This is a genomic window from Pauljensenia sp. UMB1177 (genome assembly GCF_030217965.1).
GTDB lineage: Bacteria > Actinomycetota > Actinomycetes > Actinomycetales > Actinomycetaceae > Pauljensenia > Pauljensenia turicensis_A.
Genome location: NZ_JASOOV010000001.1, coordinates 105,215 through 122,309, shown reverse-complemented (window position 1 = coordinate 122,309; position 17,095 = coordinate 105,215). Strand labels below are relative to the sequence as shown.

Annotated in this window: 15 protein-coding genes and 1 tRNA gene; 8 read left to right on the top strand and 8 right to left on the bottom strand. The window is 56.2% G+C overall.

The window, feature by feature from the left end; translation table 11 throughout:
* Positions 1-64: 64 nt before the first annotated feature.
* Positions 65-787, bottom strand: a complete 723-nt coding sequence (locus tag QP442_RS00510) for a 5-formyltetrahydrofolate cyclo-ligase (protein ID WP_285069505.1) — start codon at positions 785-787, stop codon at positions 65-67.
* A 35-nt stretch (positions 788-822) separates the two neighbouring features.
* On the opposite strand from QP442_RS00510, the gene QP442_RS00505 reads away from it, so the two are divergent.
* From QP442_RS00505 to QP442_RS00470, 8 genes are all read left to right on the top strand, one after another.
* The gene (locus QP442_RS00505; RefSeq protein ID WP_103632091.1) at positions 823-1,227 is read left to right on the top strand and encodes a hypothetical protein; all 405 of its coding nucleotides are present in this window, start codon (positions 823-825) and stop codon (positions 1,225-1,227) included.
* The gene (locus tag QP442_RS00500; protein ID WP_103632090.1) at positions 1,227-2,456 is read left to right on the top strand and encodes a molybdopterin molybdotransferase MoeA; all 1,230 of its coding nucleotides are present in this window, start codon (positions 1,227-1,229) and stop codon (positions 2,454-2,456) included. Before QP442_RS00505 ends, QP442_RS00500 begins: the two co-directional genes overlap by 1 nt.
* Before the next feature lie 106 nt (positions 2,457-2,562).
* Positions 2,563-3,312 carry a GNAT family N-acetyltransferase gene (locus QP442_RS00495; protein ID WP_103632089.1) on the top strand — a complete coding sequence of 250 codons (750 nt, stop codon included), beginning with the start codon at positions 2,563-2,565 and terminating at the stop codon, positions 3,310-3,312.
* Between the two features lie 210 nt (positions 3,313-3,522).
* Positions 3,523-4,632: a hypothetical protein gene (locus QP442_RS00490; protein WP_103632088.1), complete on the top strand. Its 1,110-nt coding sequence runs from the start codon at positions 3,523-3,525 to the stop codon at positions 4,630-4,632.
* Between the two features lie 206 nt (positions 4,633-4,838).
* Positions 4,839-4,914 (top strand) — tRNA-Ala (locus tag QP442_RS00485).
* 619 nt (positions 4,915-5,533) lie between these two features.
* Entirely contained in the window at positions 5,534-6,508 is a 975-nt protein-coding gene (locus QP442_RS00480; protein ID WP_285069504.1) for a hypothetical protein, read from the top strand.
* On the top strand, positions 6,402-7,346 hold the full coding sequence (xerA, locus tag QP442_RS00475) for a site-specific tyrosine recombinase/integron integrase (protein WP_285067988.1): 945 nt from the start codon (positions 6,402-6,404) through the stop codon (positions 7,344-7,346). The genes QP442_RS00480 and xerA overlap by 107 nt, the downstream gene beginning before the upstream one ends.
* A gap of 10 nt (positions 7,347-7,356) precedes the next feature.
* On the top strand, positions 7,357-8,487 hold the full coding sequence (locus QP442_RS00470) for a restriction endonuclease subunit S (protein WP_285067891.1): 1,131 nt from the start codon (positions 7,357-7,359) through the stop codon (positions 8,485-8,487).
* Here the strand turns inward: QP442_RS00470 and QP442_RS00465 are convergent.
* Genes QP442_RS00465 through QP442_RS00440 form a run of 7 tightly spaced genes read right to left on the bottom strand, consistent with a single transcriptional unit; the run spans position 8,445 to position 17,064 of the window.
* A complete protein-coding gene (locus QP442_RS00465) occupies positions 8,445-9,011 on the bottom strand; it encodes a restriction endonuclease subunit S (RefSeq protein WP_181002099.1) in 567 nt (188 codons plus the stop codon). The genes QP442_RS00470 and QP442_RS00465 overlap by 43 nt on opposite strands.
* On the bottom strand, positions 9,004-10,632 hold the full coding sequence (locus QP442_RS00460) for an HsdM family class I SAM-dependent methyltransferase (RefSeq protein WP_285067893.1): 1,629 nt from the start codon (positions 10,630-10,632) through the stop codon (positions 9,004-9,006). The genes QP442_RS00465 and QP442_RS00460 overlap by 8 nt, the downstream gene beginning before the upstream one ends.
* Before the next feature lie 17 nt (positions 10,633-10,649).
* Positions 10,650-13,826, bottom strand: a complete 3,177-nt coding sequence (locus QP442_RS00455) for a type I restriction endonuclease subunit R (RefSeq protein ID WP_219810891.1) — start codon at positions 13,824-13,826, stop codon at positions 10,650-10,652.
* A gap of 3 nt (positions 13,827-13,829) precedes the next feature.
* A complete protein-coding gene (locus QP442_RS00450; protein ID WP_103632083.1) occupies positions 13,830-14,042 on the bottom strand; it encodes a helix-turn-helix domain-containing protein in 213 nt (70 codons plus the stop codon).
* Entirely contained in the window at positions 14,042-15,724 is a 1,683-nt protein-coding gene (locus QP442_RS00445) for a DUF2326 domain-containing protein (protein WP_103632082.1), read from the bottom strand. Before QP442_RS00445 ends, QP442_RS00450 begins: the two co-directional genes overlap by 1 nt.
* Positions 15,714-15,941, bottom strand: coding sequence for an ABC-three component system middle component 7 (locus QP442_RS08670; RefSeq protein WP_103632081.1), 228 nt, complete (start codon positions 15,939-15,941; stop codon positions 15,714-15,716). Before QP442_RS08670 ends, QP442_RS00445 begins: the two co-directional genes overlap by 11 nt.
* Positions 15,925-17,064 carry an ABC-three component system protein gene (locus tag QP442_RS00440; RefSeq protein ID WP_103632080.1) on the bottom strand — a complete coding sequence of 380 codons (1,140 nt, stop codon included), beginning with the start codon at positions 17,062-17,064 and terminating at the stop codon, positions 15,925-15,927. Before QP442_RS00440 ends, QP442_RS08670 begins: the two co-directional genes overlap by 17 nt.
* Positions 17,065-17,095: the final 31 nt, after the last annotated feature.

Sequence of the window (17,095 nt, the reverse complement as noted above, 5' to 3'; positions counted from 1 at the left end):
CAAGTAAAAGCACGCAGTCGCAGCCTCGCACCTGAGCGAAACGGAAACTGTGGATAAGTGGCACTTAGCGCGAATTGTGGATAAGTCGCGTGTAACCGCTGGGAGTCAGCACCCCGTTCACCCGCTGATCGTGAGGCTCAACGGGCAGATAATCGCGAGGATCGGAGAAAAACTCATTGTCGAAGACTACGGCGATAATCGGAACACCAGGCCGAGCGTGCTCGAGCGCCCGGTCGTACCATCCGCCACCCTGCCCAAGACGGACTCCTCGCGCATCCACAGCCAGTGCGGGTACAACGATCAGGTCGGCTTTCGCCAATTCGTCGGCGCTCTCTATACGCGTAGGAGTAAACCGCGGGCCAGTAGACACAATAGATTCCAGGTTCGCCTCCATTGGCTCTGCCGCCTGCGGGCGCGAATCCACGTACGTCCAGGCCACGCCAATAGCTGCCTTCCCATCTGGGTCGACGAGGCCGGGAATCAAACACCACTCACACGCTTGAAGTAGCCCGGCAGTGTCAGGTTCGCTGGGGCTTGAAATGAAGAGAGCGGGAAGAAAACTCGCGCCCTGAGCAGGGGGAGAGGACACAGAGGTAAGCGCGGTCTCGTCAACTGGCGCAGAGGATACAGAGGCGGAAGAAAACCCGAAATCTGCCAGCACCTCGGGCCACAACGCAGCCAACTGAGCGCGTTCACGCGCACGCTGATCGGCGGAAGTGCAGACCCGACGCTGACTCCGCTGTGTGCGGATTCTCGCGCGAATGAGGGCTTTGTCCTCGTGTATCACTCGGTTTTGCTCCTGCTCGAACTAGGGTGGAGAGCATGATCGAGCAGCATGAGACTGTCACCCACGCGGTTGTTCCCGCCGCGGGACGCGGTACCCGTTTCCTGCCGATCACACAGTCTGTTCCAAAAGAAATGCTACCGAACGTCGGGCGCCCAGCGATCGACGGACGCTACATTTGTGACCCCATCGTTGTCGACGCGCTCACACACATCACTCCAGGAGCCGGCGGCGAATACCAGCTGACCGACGCATGTGCCCAGCTCATCGCCACGCCGCGCGAAAACGGTGGCGGACTGTACGGTGTCATCATCGACGAACCCCGATACGACACCGGCGACAAACTCGGCTACCTTAGAGCCACCATCGCCTTTGCGCTCACCGACCCAGACATGGGGCCGGCACTGCGTGAATATCTGAACACCCAACCGAATGAGGCCTGATGCGAAGCGTTGCAGAGTTCTACCAAGACTGTCTTTCAGCCGTAGCCCAGCAGCCACCACTGGACGTGCAACTCGCGGACGCAGTGTCCTGCGTTCTTGCCGAGGACGTTGAAGCTCCCTTCGATCTTCCGGTCGCTGACCTTGCGGCCCGCGACGGCTACGCGGTGCGTTCCGAAGACCTTGCCGGCGCTCGCCCCGACAATGAGCTCTCCCTGCGCGTCACCGAAGAAATTCGCGCGGGCGACGTGAACCCCGCAGCACTGGTGCCCGGAACCGCGATTCGTATCGCCTCTGGCGCCCCGATGCCGGCCGGTGCCGATTCGGTGATCGCCCTTGAATTCACTGACCATGGCATGGCGCAAGTCAACGTTCGAACCCAGCCAGCAGTCGGCGAAAATATTCGCCGAAAGGCAGAAGACGTTGAAGAAGGCGAAATTGTCCTGCGAAAGGGAACCCGCGTTGGTGCCCGCCAGGTCGCGTTGCTTGCAGGTGTGGGTCGCTCGCGCGTGTACGTTCACCCGCGTCCTCGCGTCGTCATCCTGTCCATCGGCGACGAAATTGTTGAACCCGGCGAAAAAGCGCGTCCTGGCACTGTCTTTGACGCAAACGGTCACGCCCTCTCAACGGCTATCGCCGATGCGGGGGCTCAGACCTTCCGCGTTGCCGCGGTCCCAGACGAACGCCACGTCCTGAGCGAAACCATCGAAGACCAGCTTGTTCGCGCAGACCTGATCCTGACCACCGGCGGTATCTCGCACGGTTCAGGCGACACGGTCCGCGAGGTCCTGTCCACGCTGGGCACCGTTCGTTTCGACAACATTGCCGCGTGGCCGGGACACATCCTCGGCGTCGGAACTGTCGGGGGCGACGACAACGGTGAGGGTGGAACCCCGATCTTCTGTCTTCCCGGCGACCCGGTCTCTGCCCAGGTCTGTTTCGAAGTCTTTGTTCGCCCAGCACTTCGTCATATGCAGGGCTGGACCCAGCTGACCCGACCCTCCGTGAAGGCTGCCGTCGACCGCTCTTGGTACTCACCGCGAGGCCGTCGCGAATTCGTTCGTGTCCGCCTAGTCGGTGACCCCAAGACCGGTTACCAAGCGAAGGTCATGGGTGCTCCCGCATCGCTCCTGCTCAGTGCACTCGCGGAATCCAACGCGCTTGCCATTGTCCCTGAAAGCACAACTAACGTGCGTACGGGTGACATGTTGCAGTGCTTGGTTCTTGAGTGATTCTTAGACCCGCTCGCTGCTACCTGCTAGTGATCAGCCGTTACCTACTGTCTTCCGGTCGCTAGCTTCAGCCCGACCAGTCGTCGACTACGTAGAGGACCAGATCATGTTTGGACACTTCATCCGGATCTGGGGCAGAACTCTTGGTGAACTGAGCCTTGAGGTCCGCGACCCAGTCGGTGAAGGGTTCATGCACGGGCGAGCGGCCTCGTCGATGACGAAATCGGCGGAGCACGAAGGTAGTGCGAAACCCAAGAAAGAGCAGGCGGAACTGCACCCGAAATTGCTACGAATTCGCCCTGCTTTCGCCGGCGCTCACACGGCGATCGACCGAGTGCGACGCGAGAACGCCGATTGGCTACAGCCCTGGGACGCAACCCTGCCACCGAACACGTACGGCAACGCAGGCCAGACGCTTGGCGAATATGCGCGCACCATCGACAGGGCTCAACGCGCGGGGCGGGCGCTGGTGATGAAGCTTGAAATCGGCGGCGAGATTGCCGGACAGTTCTCGCTGACCAACGTGACGCACGGGGCGATGTCATCGGGGATGCTCGGCTACTGGCTGGCGGAAAAATGGGCTGGACGAGGGCTGGCAACATTCACCTGCGCGGCGATCATCGACCTGGTTATCGGCGAACTGGGACTCCACAGGATCGAGGTTGTGATCCGACCCGAGAACCGCGCATCGCTGGGAGTTGCTCGCAAGCTCGGTCTACACCGTGAAGGCCTGCGACCGCGCTACATGTACATCGACGGCGCGTGGGCGGACCATGAAGCGTTTTCGATCGACACGGAGTCTCTGCCGGCCGGTGGATTAGTGAAGAAAATTTACGGTCACGCGATCAGCCGGTAGGTGTCGCGTACGAGGTCTCGACCGGTGGTGTTGCCTGGTTTTCGTGTGGGCTGAACGCGCAGTCTTCATGCGGGCTGAGGGCGCAGTTGTAGCGTGGCTGGTGGGGCTGATGTTGCGATTGTTGCACGTGTGAAAGTGGCTTTGAGCAGGAAACACAACACGCGCCCAGCCCACCATTCAAACGCATGTGAAAACCCATAGCGTTGTCCCGTGGAGTTTGGCGGAATCATCATCATTGCAACGGTAGTGACACTACTGGGGCTGATTCCCCTGCTCGCTGCCCGACAAAATGCGAAAACTTTCAGCCGTGAAAGTGACCGTTTCTCAACGGGCATGAAGCTCCTCAACAATAATGAAAGCAACCGCCAAACCTGCGGTCGATCTACCGGGCAGTTGCTCGGTGTTCGTCGCACAATTACGCAAAGGGCAACGATCGCCATGGCAGATCAAGCTGCAATGAATGCGAAGATTCGTATCGAGCACCGCGCAAATAAAGCCGTGCGTGAGATTGCTAAGCTTCGTGCGCGTCGCGCTGCGCGCCTCGCCGCTGAAGCGGCTGCAGGTCGCCGTCGCCTTGGAGTCAGCGCCACCTGCGTTGGTCTGACCGGACTGGTCGCCATCGTCTGTGCCGCTCTTTCGGCGTCTTTCCTCTGGACTCTGATCCCCGCAGCTCTGCTTGTCATGTCCCTAGTTGCCTCGCGTATGGCGGCAATTCGTTCCGACAAAGCAAACGAAGCTGAGCTCGAATTGCTCGAAAACCTGCGCAACGCAGCCTCGGCTCGAGGAGTCCGCAAGGAAGAATCCGCACCCGCCCCGAAGGCGCAAAAGGACGACCTCTTCGCCGGTATCACCGCAGATCGTTCCACGTCTCGCGCGACGGTCTCCCCTGCATCGCACGCACTTGAAAAAGTTGAGCTGGAAGCATCCGCTTCTACCTCGCTCGCCGAATCTGGTGACACCAACGTGATCGAGATGCCCAATGCGTCCGCCGATGTGGTCAGCGGTGAAACTCAGACGGACCTCGTCAATGCTGAAGACGAAGCTGAAGAACTCGCACTGACCGGCACCACCGTTGAGCGTCGCACATGGACCGTCAACCCGATCCCCGCGCCACGATACGCAACGCGCGGTCGCGTCAGCGGTCGTTCGGTCCACATTGACACCGACATCCGCGGAATCCCGAAGGTTGGCGTGGCCGTGCCGGCTCGCCCGATCGCAGCAACTGTCGCCGAGAACGCCATGACCACCGAACAGGTTGTCGCAGACCAGGCTGTTGCGCTTGACTTGGACGCCGTGCTGGAGGCTCGTCGCGCGCAGTAACTGACACCCGTGCTGACGCTCTGACTTTTGGGCAGGCTCACCCGAACACCGGGTGAGCCTCTGTTCACTACGTGCGCTTCTCTACGCGCGTTCGAAGGTCGAAGCGTTTGAGATCGGTGCCTCGTTCCTGAGTCTTCGTTTTCCGTTTTTCATCGCTGCCCGGTTTTTCATCGCTGCCCGTTGGGTGCTATGCTAAACGGGCACCTGGGGCTATGGCGCAGTTGGTAGCGCGTCTCGTTCGCAATGAGAAGGTCAGGGGTTCGAATCCCCTTAGCTCCACCATTAGGACGCTCATTTTGATACAAAAGTGTGAGTGCGAACAGAACCCCTTGGGTTCCGAGTTTTACTAGGTAAAACAAGGAATTCGAGGGGTTTGTTGTGCTTCTGGTGTGACCTGGGGCGGGCATGGAAGCGGGTACTTGGGCGCGTTTTAGGTGCTTCGATCGGATCGCGAATGACACTCTAAGGGGTAGTGCCAAAAAGTGTGGCTTGCGCCGAAAAGTATGAGTGCCGCCGAAAGGTGTCGGATAGACAGAGAAGTGCGGGACCCATCGGCGTGCTGGTTCCCGTAGCTTTGAGGCTATGGGAAAGAGTGGATGCGGCTATTGATACGTGACTGCGGTGTGTCGGAGCATGTGCTTACTGCTTGATTTGGCGCGATAGCACCGCGAAGTCGGACTTCGCCAGGGGATCTCCATTCTGATCCGATGAGTCGATGCAGCACCGAACCTTGTGCCGTCGTTCGGTCAACCCGTCACTGAAGGTGTGCACGCACCCACGGAGGTGGATGCGCGGTGACTCCGTCAAAAGGTTGAGTGTGGCGTCGAATTGTTCTTCGTGGCGCGCGTTGTCTGCTGGGCAGATGCTCGTGCAGGCGACGCAAAACGATAATTTACAGGTCATGTTGCAGACGCTCTACGGGTACTGGTTCTTGCAATTCGACTTCCCGGACGAGAACGGCAGGCCGTACCGATCTTCCGGCGGACGAATGGCCTGGAACGACCAGCTCAAACGCGAGATCCCTTTAGACTGGCGAGTCGGAGCTAACGAAGAACTCTTCGACGGAATCCGCACCGGACTCAACCCACGTCAGAACTTCAACCTCCGAACTCAAGGAATCGCTTATCTAACAGTGAAGAACTTGACGAAGGATGGCGGTCTGGACTTTACCTCATGCGACTACATCGACGAGGAAGCGATGGCTAAGGTGCGCCGCCGCTCCGATCTGCGGGTTGGAGACATTCTCTTCGCGAGCATCGCACCGCTTCGGCGATGCTTTCTGATCTACGAGGAACCACGAGACTGGGAGATCAACGAATCTGTTTTCTCGATCAGACCGCGACGCGGTGTTACGACGCCTGAGTATGTCTACTGCCATCTCATGAGCGATGCTTTCGTGAAACAGGCCGAACAGAGTTCAACGGGAAGCATATTCAAGGGCATCCGTCACGAAACCCTGAAAGGCATGATGACGGTCATTCCACCCGAGACCATTGCGCAATCATACGCATCCGCAGTCTCTCCGATTATGAGAATGCGCAACGACAATCTGGAAGAGAACAGGAAGCTACAGGAACTACGCGACTGGCTGCTGCCGTTGCTGATGAACGGTCAGGCGACGGTGGCGAGTTCAGATAAATTATCGTTTGCAGCTAGGTGCTCCCATCGGCGGCGGGGCTACCCAAGCCGGGAGCAGCCGCCGACCTGCGTTCTCCCCATAGACGGAGGACGACATGAAGCAACAACTCATCTCGGACGTTCTGCAAGGCATGCTCAACGTGCTCGACAACGCCCAGCTCAAGCAGCTCGAATCCACCCTGCATCGCGTGACCGAAGGCTACGAAGTGCAGGCAGGCCAACGGAAGCAAGCCAATGATGATGGTCTGCTGGCCACCTTCATCGCCGCGAAACGCTTGGAAGGCTGTTCAGAGAAGACGCTCATCTACTACGAGCGCACGATCGCAGCGATGCTTGACGGCACGGCGATCTCAGCGACCAGGATACGAACCGAGGATTTACGCACCTACTTGACCACGTATCAGCAGGAACGTGGCTCAAGTCAGATCACCATCGACAACATACGGCGTATCCTCTCCAGCTTCTTTGCATGGCTCGAAGATGAAGACCACATCGTAAAGAGCCCCGTTCGACGCATCCACAAGGTCAAAGCAGTCATCCGGGTCAAGGAGATATACACCGATGAGGAACTCGAAACGATGCGCGACCGATGCCCAACAGTGCGTGACCTTGCGATGATAGATATGCTGGCGTCCACCGGCATGCGCGTGGGTGAGTTGGTCAAACTGAACAGGGCAGACATCGACTTCGGGGAACGGGAGTGCGTTGTGCAGGGCAAAGGGAACAAGGAACGAGTCGCCTACTTCGACGCCCGAACCAAGATTCACCTGGGCAATTACCTCGACCGACGCGACGACGATGACCCCGCACTGTTCGTCGGCTTGTACGCGCCACACCGGCGGCTCAGCATTGGCGCAATCGAAGCAAGGTTGAGACAATTGGGGGAAGCGCTGAACATTGAGAAAGTTCACCCGCACAAGTTCCGCAGGACGCTCGCGACGAAGGCCATCGACAAGGGCATGCCGGTTGAACAGCTGCAGCACCTGCTTGGGCATAAACGTATCGACACCACGCTGCAGTATGCGATGGTAAGGCAGACGAACGTGAAGAACGCCCACAGGCGATACATCGGATAGGAAAGCTGGCATGTGGAAAGCAACGACCCTCGGAGAAGTTGCAGAGATCATTACTGGCCCTTTCGGAAGTGCGCTCCACAAATCTGACTATAAACCCTCCGGAACCGCCGTCTTGATGCCGCAAAATATCGGCAACCGAACCGTTGACTACCAAGACATCGCGAGAATTGGCGAAGAGGATACAGAACGTCTTAGTCGATATCGCGTGACGCAGGATGACATCATCTATGCACGAAGAGGTGACGTTGAGAAACACGCCTTTGTGACCGCCAACGATACAGACATGATTTGCGGTACGGGTTGCATGCGTATCCGCGTGTCCTCGCCTGAGGTTATGCCCAAGTTCGCGTCCTTTTACCTGAACCGCCCAGAGACTCGACAATGGGTAGTCCAACATGCTGTTGGCTCCAACATGCCGAACTTGAACTCTGGAATCGTCTCGGCGATTCCACTTTCCTACCCGCCAAAAGACGAGCAAGAAGCCATTGTCGACCTCCTTGACTCGTTAGATGTAGCGATCGCCACAAACGTTCAGGTAAACGATAATTTACAGGCGATGGCGCTGTCGCAGTTCATGCACCAGTTCTTCCGCAAGGATCCGAACGGCGAACTGTCTGATGTGTTGATCGAGCTACCAAAGTCTCAAGTGCAGGTGAGAGATGCGAAGGATATAGCCGGTCGCTACCCGTTCTTCACGAGCGGCGCTTCGGTCTTGCGTTGGGATGAGCCGCTGGCCGGTGGTCGCAACCTACTACTGAATACTGGTGGCAATGCAGACGTGAAGTTCTACGTAGGCGAGATGGCCTACTCCACGGACACTTGGGCTATCACCGCTCGCGATGACCTCGCGGACTATGCATATTTGCTGTTGCAGGCGATTTCGCCGGAACTTGACCAGAAGTACTTCCTGGGCACCGGTCTGCGCCACTTGCAAAAGCCGCTGTTGAAGAAGCGCCCGATCTACATACCGTCAGACGCTGAACTGAATGTGTTCAATGCCGTTGCAGTACCCGCAATGACGATGATCTCAGAGAACTTGCGGGAAAATCGACAGCTGCAGGAGTTACGCGACTGGCTACTGCCGATGCTGATGAACGGTCAAGCGACGGTGGCCAGTTCAGATAAATTATCGTTTACCTGATTGTTCACATTGATCTGTTCCTCAATGTTGAACAGGAAGTCACCTATTGACTCTTGAGCGGACTCAGAGGGAACCCACACCGTCACCCCGTAAATCTTTTCGGGGGATGTGTTGCGTTGGCTTGTTCCAGATGCAGTAGCTTCAATCTGCTGTCTGACTAAGCCTGTCGACAACAGGTAATGCAGATAGCGCTTGCTAACGCCAGACTTGGGCACGATCTTGCCTACGCGTTGGTTCAGAACGAAATGGAATTCGTCAGTCTGAGGTATGAAGGCAGAGTTTCCAAACAGCCCGACCGCTTGCTCGGTGAGCGGCAAGATCAGATCACCTGCCTCAAGGATGAATCGATGCGGGAATTCATCTGGATAATAGTTAGCTCTACTGGGATTGAACTTGAAGTTGTTGTCTTCACTGATGTTCCCGAGAGTGCAGAGCACATACTTGCCATTTTTCACGTATCTGGAACTTTTGAAGGCATACCCTTGCTCTATTGAAAACAAGTCTTTGAGTGTTGTCTTACGCAAAGTCAACCCCTCGCAGTCCCGTCATGATTTCGTCTTGCAGGCTCGCGCTCTTTGAGAAGAGGTTTTGGAGCGTGGCTTGGTATTCGGCCATTTGGGCTTGGAACTCTTCGGGGGTAAGGTCGACGTACTCGATCTTGACGTCGAAGTACTGGCCTGCTGCGAGGGAGTAGTTCTTTTCTTTGATGTCGTCGTAGCTGACGATTACGGAGAAGTCGTCCACAGCTTCTTGTTTGGTGAATGTCTCGACGATCTGATCGATCTCCTCTGCGCGGAGGCGACGCTTTTGGATGTTGCCTTCTTTGTAGAGTTCACCGAGTTTGGATGCATCAATCAAGGTGACGTTGTCACTGTTACCCGATTTGTCGAAGAATAGTACGGAGACGTTGGTGCCGGTGTTGGCGAACACGTTCGATGGCATGCTGACTGCGCCGTAGACGATGCGGTCGTCGATCAGGTGGTGCAACACGTTCTTCTCGACGCCGGTTTTGGCGGTCAGGAAACCTGTGGGTACGACGATTGCGCCTTTGCCCTCCGATTTGAGGGAGTTGATGACGTGCTGGATGAACAGCGGATAGATCGCCATCTTGTCTTTGTTCTTTGCGGGAACCTTCGGCACTCCGCCCCAGAAACGTTCAGGCATCGCGGACAGTCTCTCTTGGGTGTCCGAGAAGTCCATTTTGAAGGGTGGGTTCGACACCACGTAGTCGAACTGTCGCAGCTCGGATCCGTCGTCGCTCTTGTGATACGGCTGGGTGAGCGTGTCGCCCTGAACCGCGTGATCCAGTGACGAGACCAACGAGTTGAGGATGAGGTTCAGCTTGAGCATCTTGTTGCTGCGCTGGGAGATGTCCTGGGCGAAGATCGTGCATCGGTCTTCACCGATTGCGTGGCTGAGCGCCATGAGGAGCGTTCCGGTTCCGGCTGACGGGTCGTAGCACTCGACGTTGTAGAGGTCGTGTTCGTCTCCAACGAGTAGCCTGGCCATGATGGTGGCGATGGCGTGTGGAGTGTAGTACTCGGCGTACTTGCCTCCACCGGCGGTGTTGTAGTCCTTGATCAGGTATTCGAACACTGCGGCGAAGAAGTCGTAGTGCTCTTTGAAAGAATCCTCGAACGAGAAGTTCACCAGCTTATCTATAAGCGCTCTGGCGAACGCCGCGCGTTGTGCATCATCGGTGACGTAGACGGTGAGTCGCTCAAACAAGGGGATCTTGGTGCGTTCAGTGGTTTGGGTCGAGAAGATTTCGATGTTGTCATTTGCGATGTCCAGCATGATTGCGTCGAAGATCGCGTCGAACTCGCCCTTGGCTTGCTGGTTCCACAGGTTCGCGATGAGGTGTTCAGGCTTCAGACGTGGCACGTCAGGGGAGAGCAGATCAAGCAGATCGAGACGGTCGTCCTCGCTCATTTGGGCGTAGGCAACTTCCCACTGGTCAGCATCTGCAAGCGCGGGGCTGAGCTTCTTGATCTCGTAGCCGAACTTGTCATTGAGAAACTTGTACAAGAACACCTGTGTGATGATCTTGTACTCATTGCCGTCGTTACCCAGACCGTACGTTTGACAGGTCGCCTTGAGGGCGTCGATGAGTTCAGCGGTATCCCTCTTGATGTCTTGGCTCACGAAGTTTGATCCTTTCATCATGCAATCGTGTGTGCGCCGGTGTACTGGTCGCGGTATTGGCGGGTGATGCGTTCTTGCATGAACGTCTTGTCGGCTCGGGTGCCGTTGAGGTTGAGTTCTGCTAGACCTAGAGCCAGAGTCCGCATCACGACCTGGGAGAAGTACCCATCGGTTCTCAGAATGTCGGCTCGCTCGTAGATCTTGTAGTCAATCTCGTTCTTCACGACAGTTAGGAACTCGACGAGTTCCTCGTCATATTCAAACCCCATAGGTGGCTGCCCTGACCTGCGGCGCTGCTCACCCTCCTCCCGAATGCGTTTGTGAACGCGCACAAACTTCGGGTCGCCGTTGTATCGACGCAGCAAGGCATTGTTGCGACGCTTGATCTCGATGAGGCGATCCATGACCTGGTCGAGGGCACGGTCTTCCTCGTCGAAAGCGCTCATCGAGTCGATGACGAAGCCACGTTCTTTGAACCGGTGCATGAAGGCGTCGCGGAGGGTAACGAACTCCGGGTCTTCTTGGTCGATATTCGCTGTGAACTCGTGGATCGCGCGCCTCCACTTCGCTTGGAACTTGTCGCCTGCACCGGCGAGTATGTTCAGTTCCTCTTCGTTCTTTAGCCGGAACTTGAACTCAATGTCGAGCATCGCCTCGTTGATGACCCGTCGGGTTTCATCGGTGCTAGTGAACGCTTCTTTCTGGTTGAGGATACCGATGGCGTTCTCAACTTCGGAGAGCAGGGAAGGGAGCTTCTCAATGTTCATTCGCTCCATCGTGGCCTTGAGATCATCGTCGCCGAAGGTGCGCGCGAGGTTCATGCCTTCACGGATTGACTGCAAGGCCTTCCGGAGTTCAACGAGTGTCTCTTTCTCGTCGATCCCTGCGATCTGGCGGCTGAATTCTTCAGCGTTATCGAGATCGTAAGTGAAGAGGATGTTCCTGGCCTCGCGTACTTGAGCGACGAGCGCAGCGGGATCCTCAATTACTTGTTCAATCGCGGCGCGCCCGTCCTCTCCCGTTTCGTCCGGGTCGTTGAACTTGTTGAGTTCTTTGAGGTAGGCCGCGTTGGTTTCGTCAAAGTTCTGCTTGATGTCTGCGAAGTCCACTACGTACCCGTACTTGTGGTCTTTGTAGGGGCGGTTGACGCGCGTCAGCGCTTGGAGCAGGTTGTGGTCTTTGAGCTTTCGACCGAGGTACAGACGTTTGAGCCGGGGTGCGTCGAACCCGGTGAGAAGCATGTTGAAGACGATCAAGATGTCTACGGTGTAGTTCTTCTTGAAGTCTTTGATGATCTGCTTTTGAGTGTCCTTGTCATCGCTGTCGAACAGGATCAGTCCAGCACGTAGTTTCGACGGGTTGCTACTCGTTGCGTTGAGTTCGGCTTGGATTTCATCGAAGTACGCGGCGAGATTCCGAGCTTGTTGGCTGGTCTCGCAGATCACCATGCCGCCAAGGCTGTCGTCACCGTTGATCGTGCGGAAACGCTTGAAGTCGGTGATGACGTAACGGAGCAGTTCTTTGACGTAGTGCTCGTGTTCGACGATTTCCTTCTTGCTGACCTCTTTCTTGAGTACCAGATGGTCGAGGCTGTCGTAGATCTCAGAGAGCTTGTCCCGGTAGGCGGTCTCGATGTCCTCGCGGATGATCTTGAGGGTGTAGCCGTCTTGGATTGACTTGTCGTAGTAGTAGGTGTGCAGGTAGTCACCGAAGACTTTCCAGGATGCGCGCTCATCTTTGAGTAGCGGCGTGCCAGTGAGCGCGATCTTGACCGAGTTGGGGTCAGATTCGAGCATGTTTGCCAGGAAGCTACCTTTCGGGTTGTAGCCTCGGTGCGCCTCATCGATGATGAACACTCGTTGCAGGTTCGTCGCATAGGCGGATGCGTCGATCTTGGTTTTGTCCTCGTCGAACCGTTGGATGTTCACAACGGTCACTTCGCGCCGTCCCGAGTCGCCCTCGAGTGATTGATTCGTGCGGAACTGTTCCATCAGTTCCGCACGTGAGTTCGCGGTCTTAACTTCCAAGCCGCGCGCCTCGAACTCTTGCGATGCTTGCTCCAGAAGGTCGAGGCGGTCAACGATGAAGTAGAACTTTGCCACTTTGTTATGCGCCGCGTAATAGTCGGTCAGCACGTTGTTCAAGTAGAAGGACAACGCTGTCTTGCCACTACCTTGCGTATGCCAGATGACCCCAGAAGCTACACCCTCGTCCAGTCGTTGACGTACCGCCAAGGATGCGAACAACTGTTGGTAGCGCATGATGTGCTTTTGATCGGTGGATTCGATCTTTCCGTCAATCTCACGGTCGATTCGCACGTAGGCGATCCCGTACTTGATAAGGAACAGCAGCCGCTCTGGGGACACCATCGAAGTGAGCACCCGGTTCGTTGGTGTGTTCTCTTTCAGATTTGTGGCGTACTCAGGGGTGGTGCGAATGACTTGAACGTTGTAGTCAGCCAAGATCTGTCGCTCGACGTTGTCATCGACCTTTGCGTAGGGGAACTGGGCGTGAAAAGGTGCCTCGGCTGACCCCGCTGGGTTGTCTTCACGGAAGGTAGAGAACTTCGTGTTGCCGCGCGCGCCCGTGCAGTAGAAGACGCCCTGGATAGGTGTGATGCCTCCCTCCGCGTCGTACTCCATGTTGTTGGAGAAAATCATCAACTGCGTGATGTTGATAAATCGGCGGAACTTGCGATTCGGGAAACGCCCACGGTTCATGCGCGTGCTCTCCGCAACCATGCCGCCCCGATTGTTTGGCTTCTTCACCTCCACAAAAGACAGAGGGAGACCATTCACAAAAAGGGTGATGTCCGGGCGGAACTCGTCCTGCCCGTTCTTGCACGTGAACTCAGCAGTGAAATGAAACGTGTTGTTCGCGGGGTTGTCGAAGTCAACCAACTTCACTGGGCTTGAACTGACCAGACGGTTGTAGAAGCTTCGACCCAGGTCGTCGTTATCGAGTTCCTGCCGGATGCTACGAAGCACCTCGTCGGCGCAGCCGGCATGCTCGGGGTTGAGCTTCTCGAACTGAGACTTAAATACTTCGAGGAGGATGTTCGTATCCGAGTCATAGACGGTTCCGGCCATGTCCTCGGTGAGCTTCCCGAAGTAGGTGTACCCCAGCCTGGTCAGATGAACCATTGCTGGCATCTGCACCCTGGTCGCCTCATCAAAAGTCCGCATTCGTGCCATAATCTAGGCTCCTTCGCCTTCAACAACCTCGACGATGTCAGCGATGTCGCAGTCGAGGGTCTCGCAGATACGCACGAGTACATCAGTTTGTACGTTGCCGCCTCGCCCGAGCTTCGCCATGGTCGATGGCGAGATTTTCGCCTTGGTCTGAAGCTGAGTCTTGTTCATGCCTTTGTCAATCAAGAGTTTCCAGAGCTTGTTGTAGCTGAGTCTCATCACTCGCCCCTCTCGTCCTTTGTGTTCCATGCCCACCCATACAGTGATGCCGTGCCCTCGCCAAGCTCGATGACCGTGTGGCTTTCAACCGTCGCTTGGGTTGCAGCGGTGTACGACAGGTGCTTGTCGAAGGCAACGAACACTTGCTTTCCGAATCTCTCACTCTCCACGTACAGCTGCATGATCTTTTCGACCGGCTCGTCTCCAATGTTCTTGATGATCGTTGAATCGTGGATGACTGCGGGCAGGTTCGTAAGTTGAAGCACTGACAGATCGAACAGAATGAGGTTCTTAGCTTTGGTGCCGTCGCCTTTGTCTCTTGGTGTGCCGAACTGGTAGGTCTGATTACCTTGGGTTCCCTCTTTCAGCTTGAACTCGGGAGGGTTCTGACTGTCACCGTAGATTGTCTTGTTGCCATCGGCCAATGCCTGATTGAGCTTCCCGGTCATTTCTCCCAAGAGCGCTGGTCGTCTGCTCGCGAGTTCTTCAGCCGCTTCCTTGACCTCTGTTTTGGCGGCCTGTGTCTTCTCGAAGGCGTCGATCTGAGCGGTGAGGCGTTGAATGGTCGCGTTATACCGACCGGCGTCAGCAAGCTCTCGGTCGTTGAGGTTCGAAGAAATGCTGATGGCGGCCATCTGGGTACGAACCTGATTGATCTGCCCATCCAGCACCTCGGCGATCTCGATGTAACGAGCCTGCTGTTCATCGAGCTGTCGGTCTAGTATTCCGGTCAGCTTGCGATGGAAGCCTTCTATCTGACGCAATGCCGCGATGTTCGCGTCAGGGAAGAACACGCCAAGTTGGTTGATTTCCTCGGTGTCGATTTCTGGGGTACCACGACGGGTTCGCTCCAGCACAGCAAGTTTTGCTGAGACGTCTTTGCGGTAGGTGACGAGCTGGCTAAGCTGAGCGTTGAGTTGCGAGCGCTCATCGGCCTTGGCCATGTCCTCGTCGAAAAGTCGCTGATCAGTTTGGGAGCGTAACTGTGCCAAGTTCTCCTGCGCCGTCGCCAATTCACGTTGCGCCGTCTTGTACTCCTTATCCGTGCGCAACTTGATGTAGTCACTTAGCCCGAGCCTCGCTGCCGCCTTGAGCGTATTTAGCTGTTCTTGCGCTACTGCGTGTCTTTCTTCGAGGGCTTTCAGAGGTTGGTAGACGTCGAAGAGTTTCTCGAGCGCCTTGATGCCATCTCTATCAGCTGACTCAGCGACGGCCTTGAGAGGTTTCAGGTAGTTGATCGCTCTGTCTTTGGTGATCCTGGAGAAGATCCCGAACGCGCCTCGCCATGACAGGTCGGGGTCGGTTAGCTCATAGTTGGATTTCAGGAACTCTCGAAAATCCTTCAGTGTGAGTTCTTCGCCCGCGTGTTGGTAGTCGCTGTCCGTGTACGTCTGAACGAAACCTGGGCGTGAAGTGTCACGGCTGAAGTGGCAGAGAGTGTTTTGGAAACGGAACGCGAAGTAGATGGTGTGGTGCCCAACAGCGAAGGGTTCCACGGCTTCTGACTTGATGAAATCATCGCCTCCAAAGGCGTAGTCAATGATGAGCAGGAGCGTCGATTTGCCAATGGAGTTCGCCGCGTTCTGGCTACCCCGGATGATGTTGAGTCCTGGGTTGAAGCGAATGCGGCGGCTGCGCCCGTCGTCATCGGAGAACTGCTCACAGTAGATCTCAGTCAACACGGTGAATCATCTCCGTTTCTTCATCGAGTTGTACTCGGTTGAGTGCAAAAAGCACTGTTAGTGCCTCGATGAATCGCTGGGGGTCGTCGCGCAAACTCGTACAGTTCGCTTGGAGATCAGTTACTGCGGTGCCATCAGGGCTTATCTGCGACAGGACTGGCGCGAGATCTGAGAGGGTGGATTCGGCAAAGGTGAAGAGCTTATTTGGTAGGCGCATCGAACACCTCGCAGATCTGAACGAAGTAGGAAACGAAGATAGCGCACGTACGTTGCCTCTTGTTCGTACGTTGTTGCACCCAGCTCGTCAGTTGGTCGAAGACTTGAGCTTGCGTGTTTCCGCCCTGTTGAAGTTCAAGGTATCGGCCACGCATATCGTTCGACAGAAGCTGGAAGTTCAGGTGATCTTGGTCGTCCAGGTTCTTCATCCGTGATTCGACTGTCGCGTAGTAGTTTGTCATCGCGTCACGGACTTCAAGGAGGAGTTCTACGTCCTGAGTGATCTTCGCATCTACATCAACGGGATCGTAGTTGCGGTTGATGTTCGCGTGGTCGAGATCATCGCTACTGAGGCGGCTGACCTCTTCCAAGAGAGCGGTGATCTCACTCTCGAGTCGTAGAGGAGCCATCGCTTTGAGGAACAGTTCTTCTTGTTTCACCAAGTTCTGTTTAACGTCCGCCATCTTGGTTTGTTCTTCTTGGCTTGCGTTCGCGCTGTAACTGGTCGCGCATTGTGGGCACATCACGACGAAATCGTTGAAACCGGGTTCCGGGCAGTTGGCATCTATGAGCACGAGTTCCGAGACTGCGGCGCGATCTGAACCGGACGGGACGCTCAGGTCACGTTGGCATGAAGCACATCCGCGCGCTTGGAGGTACAAAGAGCTGCGGTTCTTGGACTTGGCGGAAGCAAGCTGTACCGCACGCTCGGCGGCTTGAGGGGCGACGGCGATTTTGGCCTTGGAGATGAGGAAGTCTTGAGCGATCCGTGCGCATTCTGAGCCGAGGTCGTACAGGTCGATGCCAGTTATGCCGTGCTGGCCAAGGTTCGCAAGCACCTGCTCCTTTGCGGGTATTGGGTGCTCATCGATGGCGGAGATGAAGTTGTCGAGGTTGAGGCACTCATACATGGCATTCGCCAGTTTCTTCGTGAACGCTGTGTCTGAGGTGAAGATCTTGCGACGTGTCTCTTCCGTCGCGAGCGTTGACGGGTCAGCAGGCGTGTTCCACCTGTCTTCTGGGACGCTCGTCAACATCGAGATGACTTCGGCAACTTGCGCAGCACCGTTCGATCCCTTCCCCGTAATCGGTTGCAGACACTTCAGCAGGTCACAGAACTTCACTGACACATCCGATCTTGAAGTCTCCCGGTTT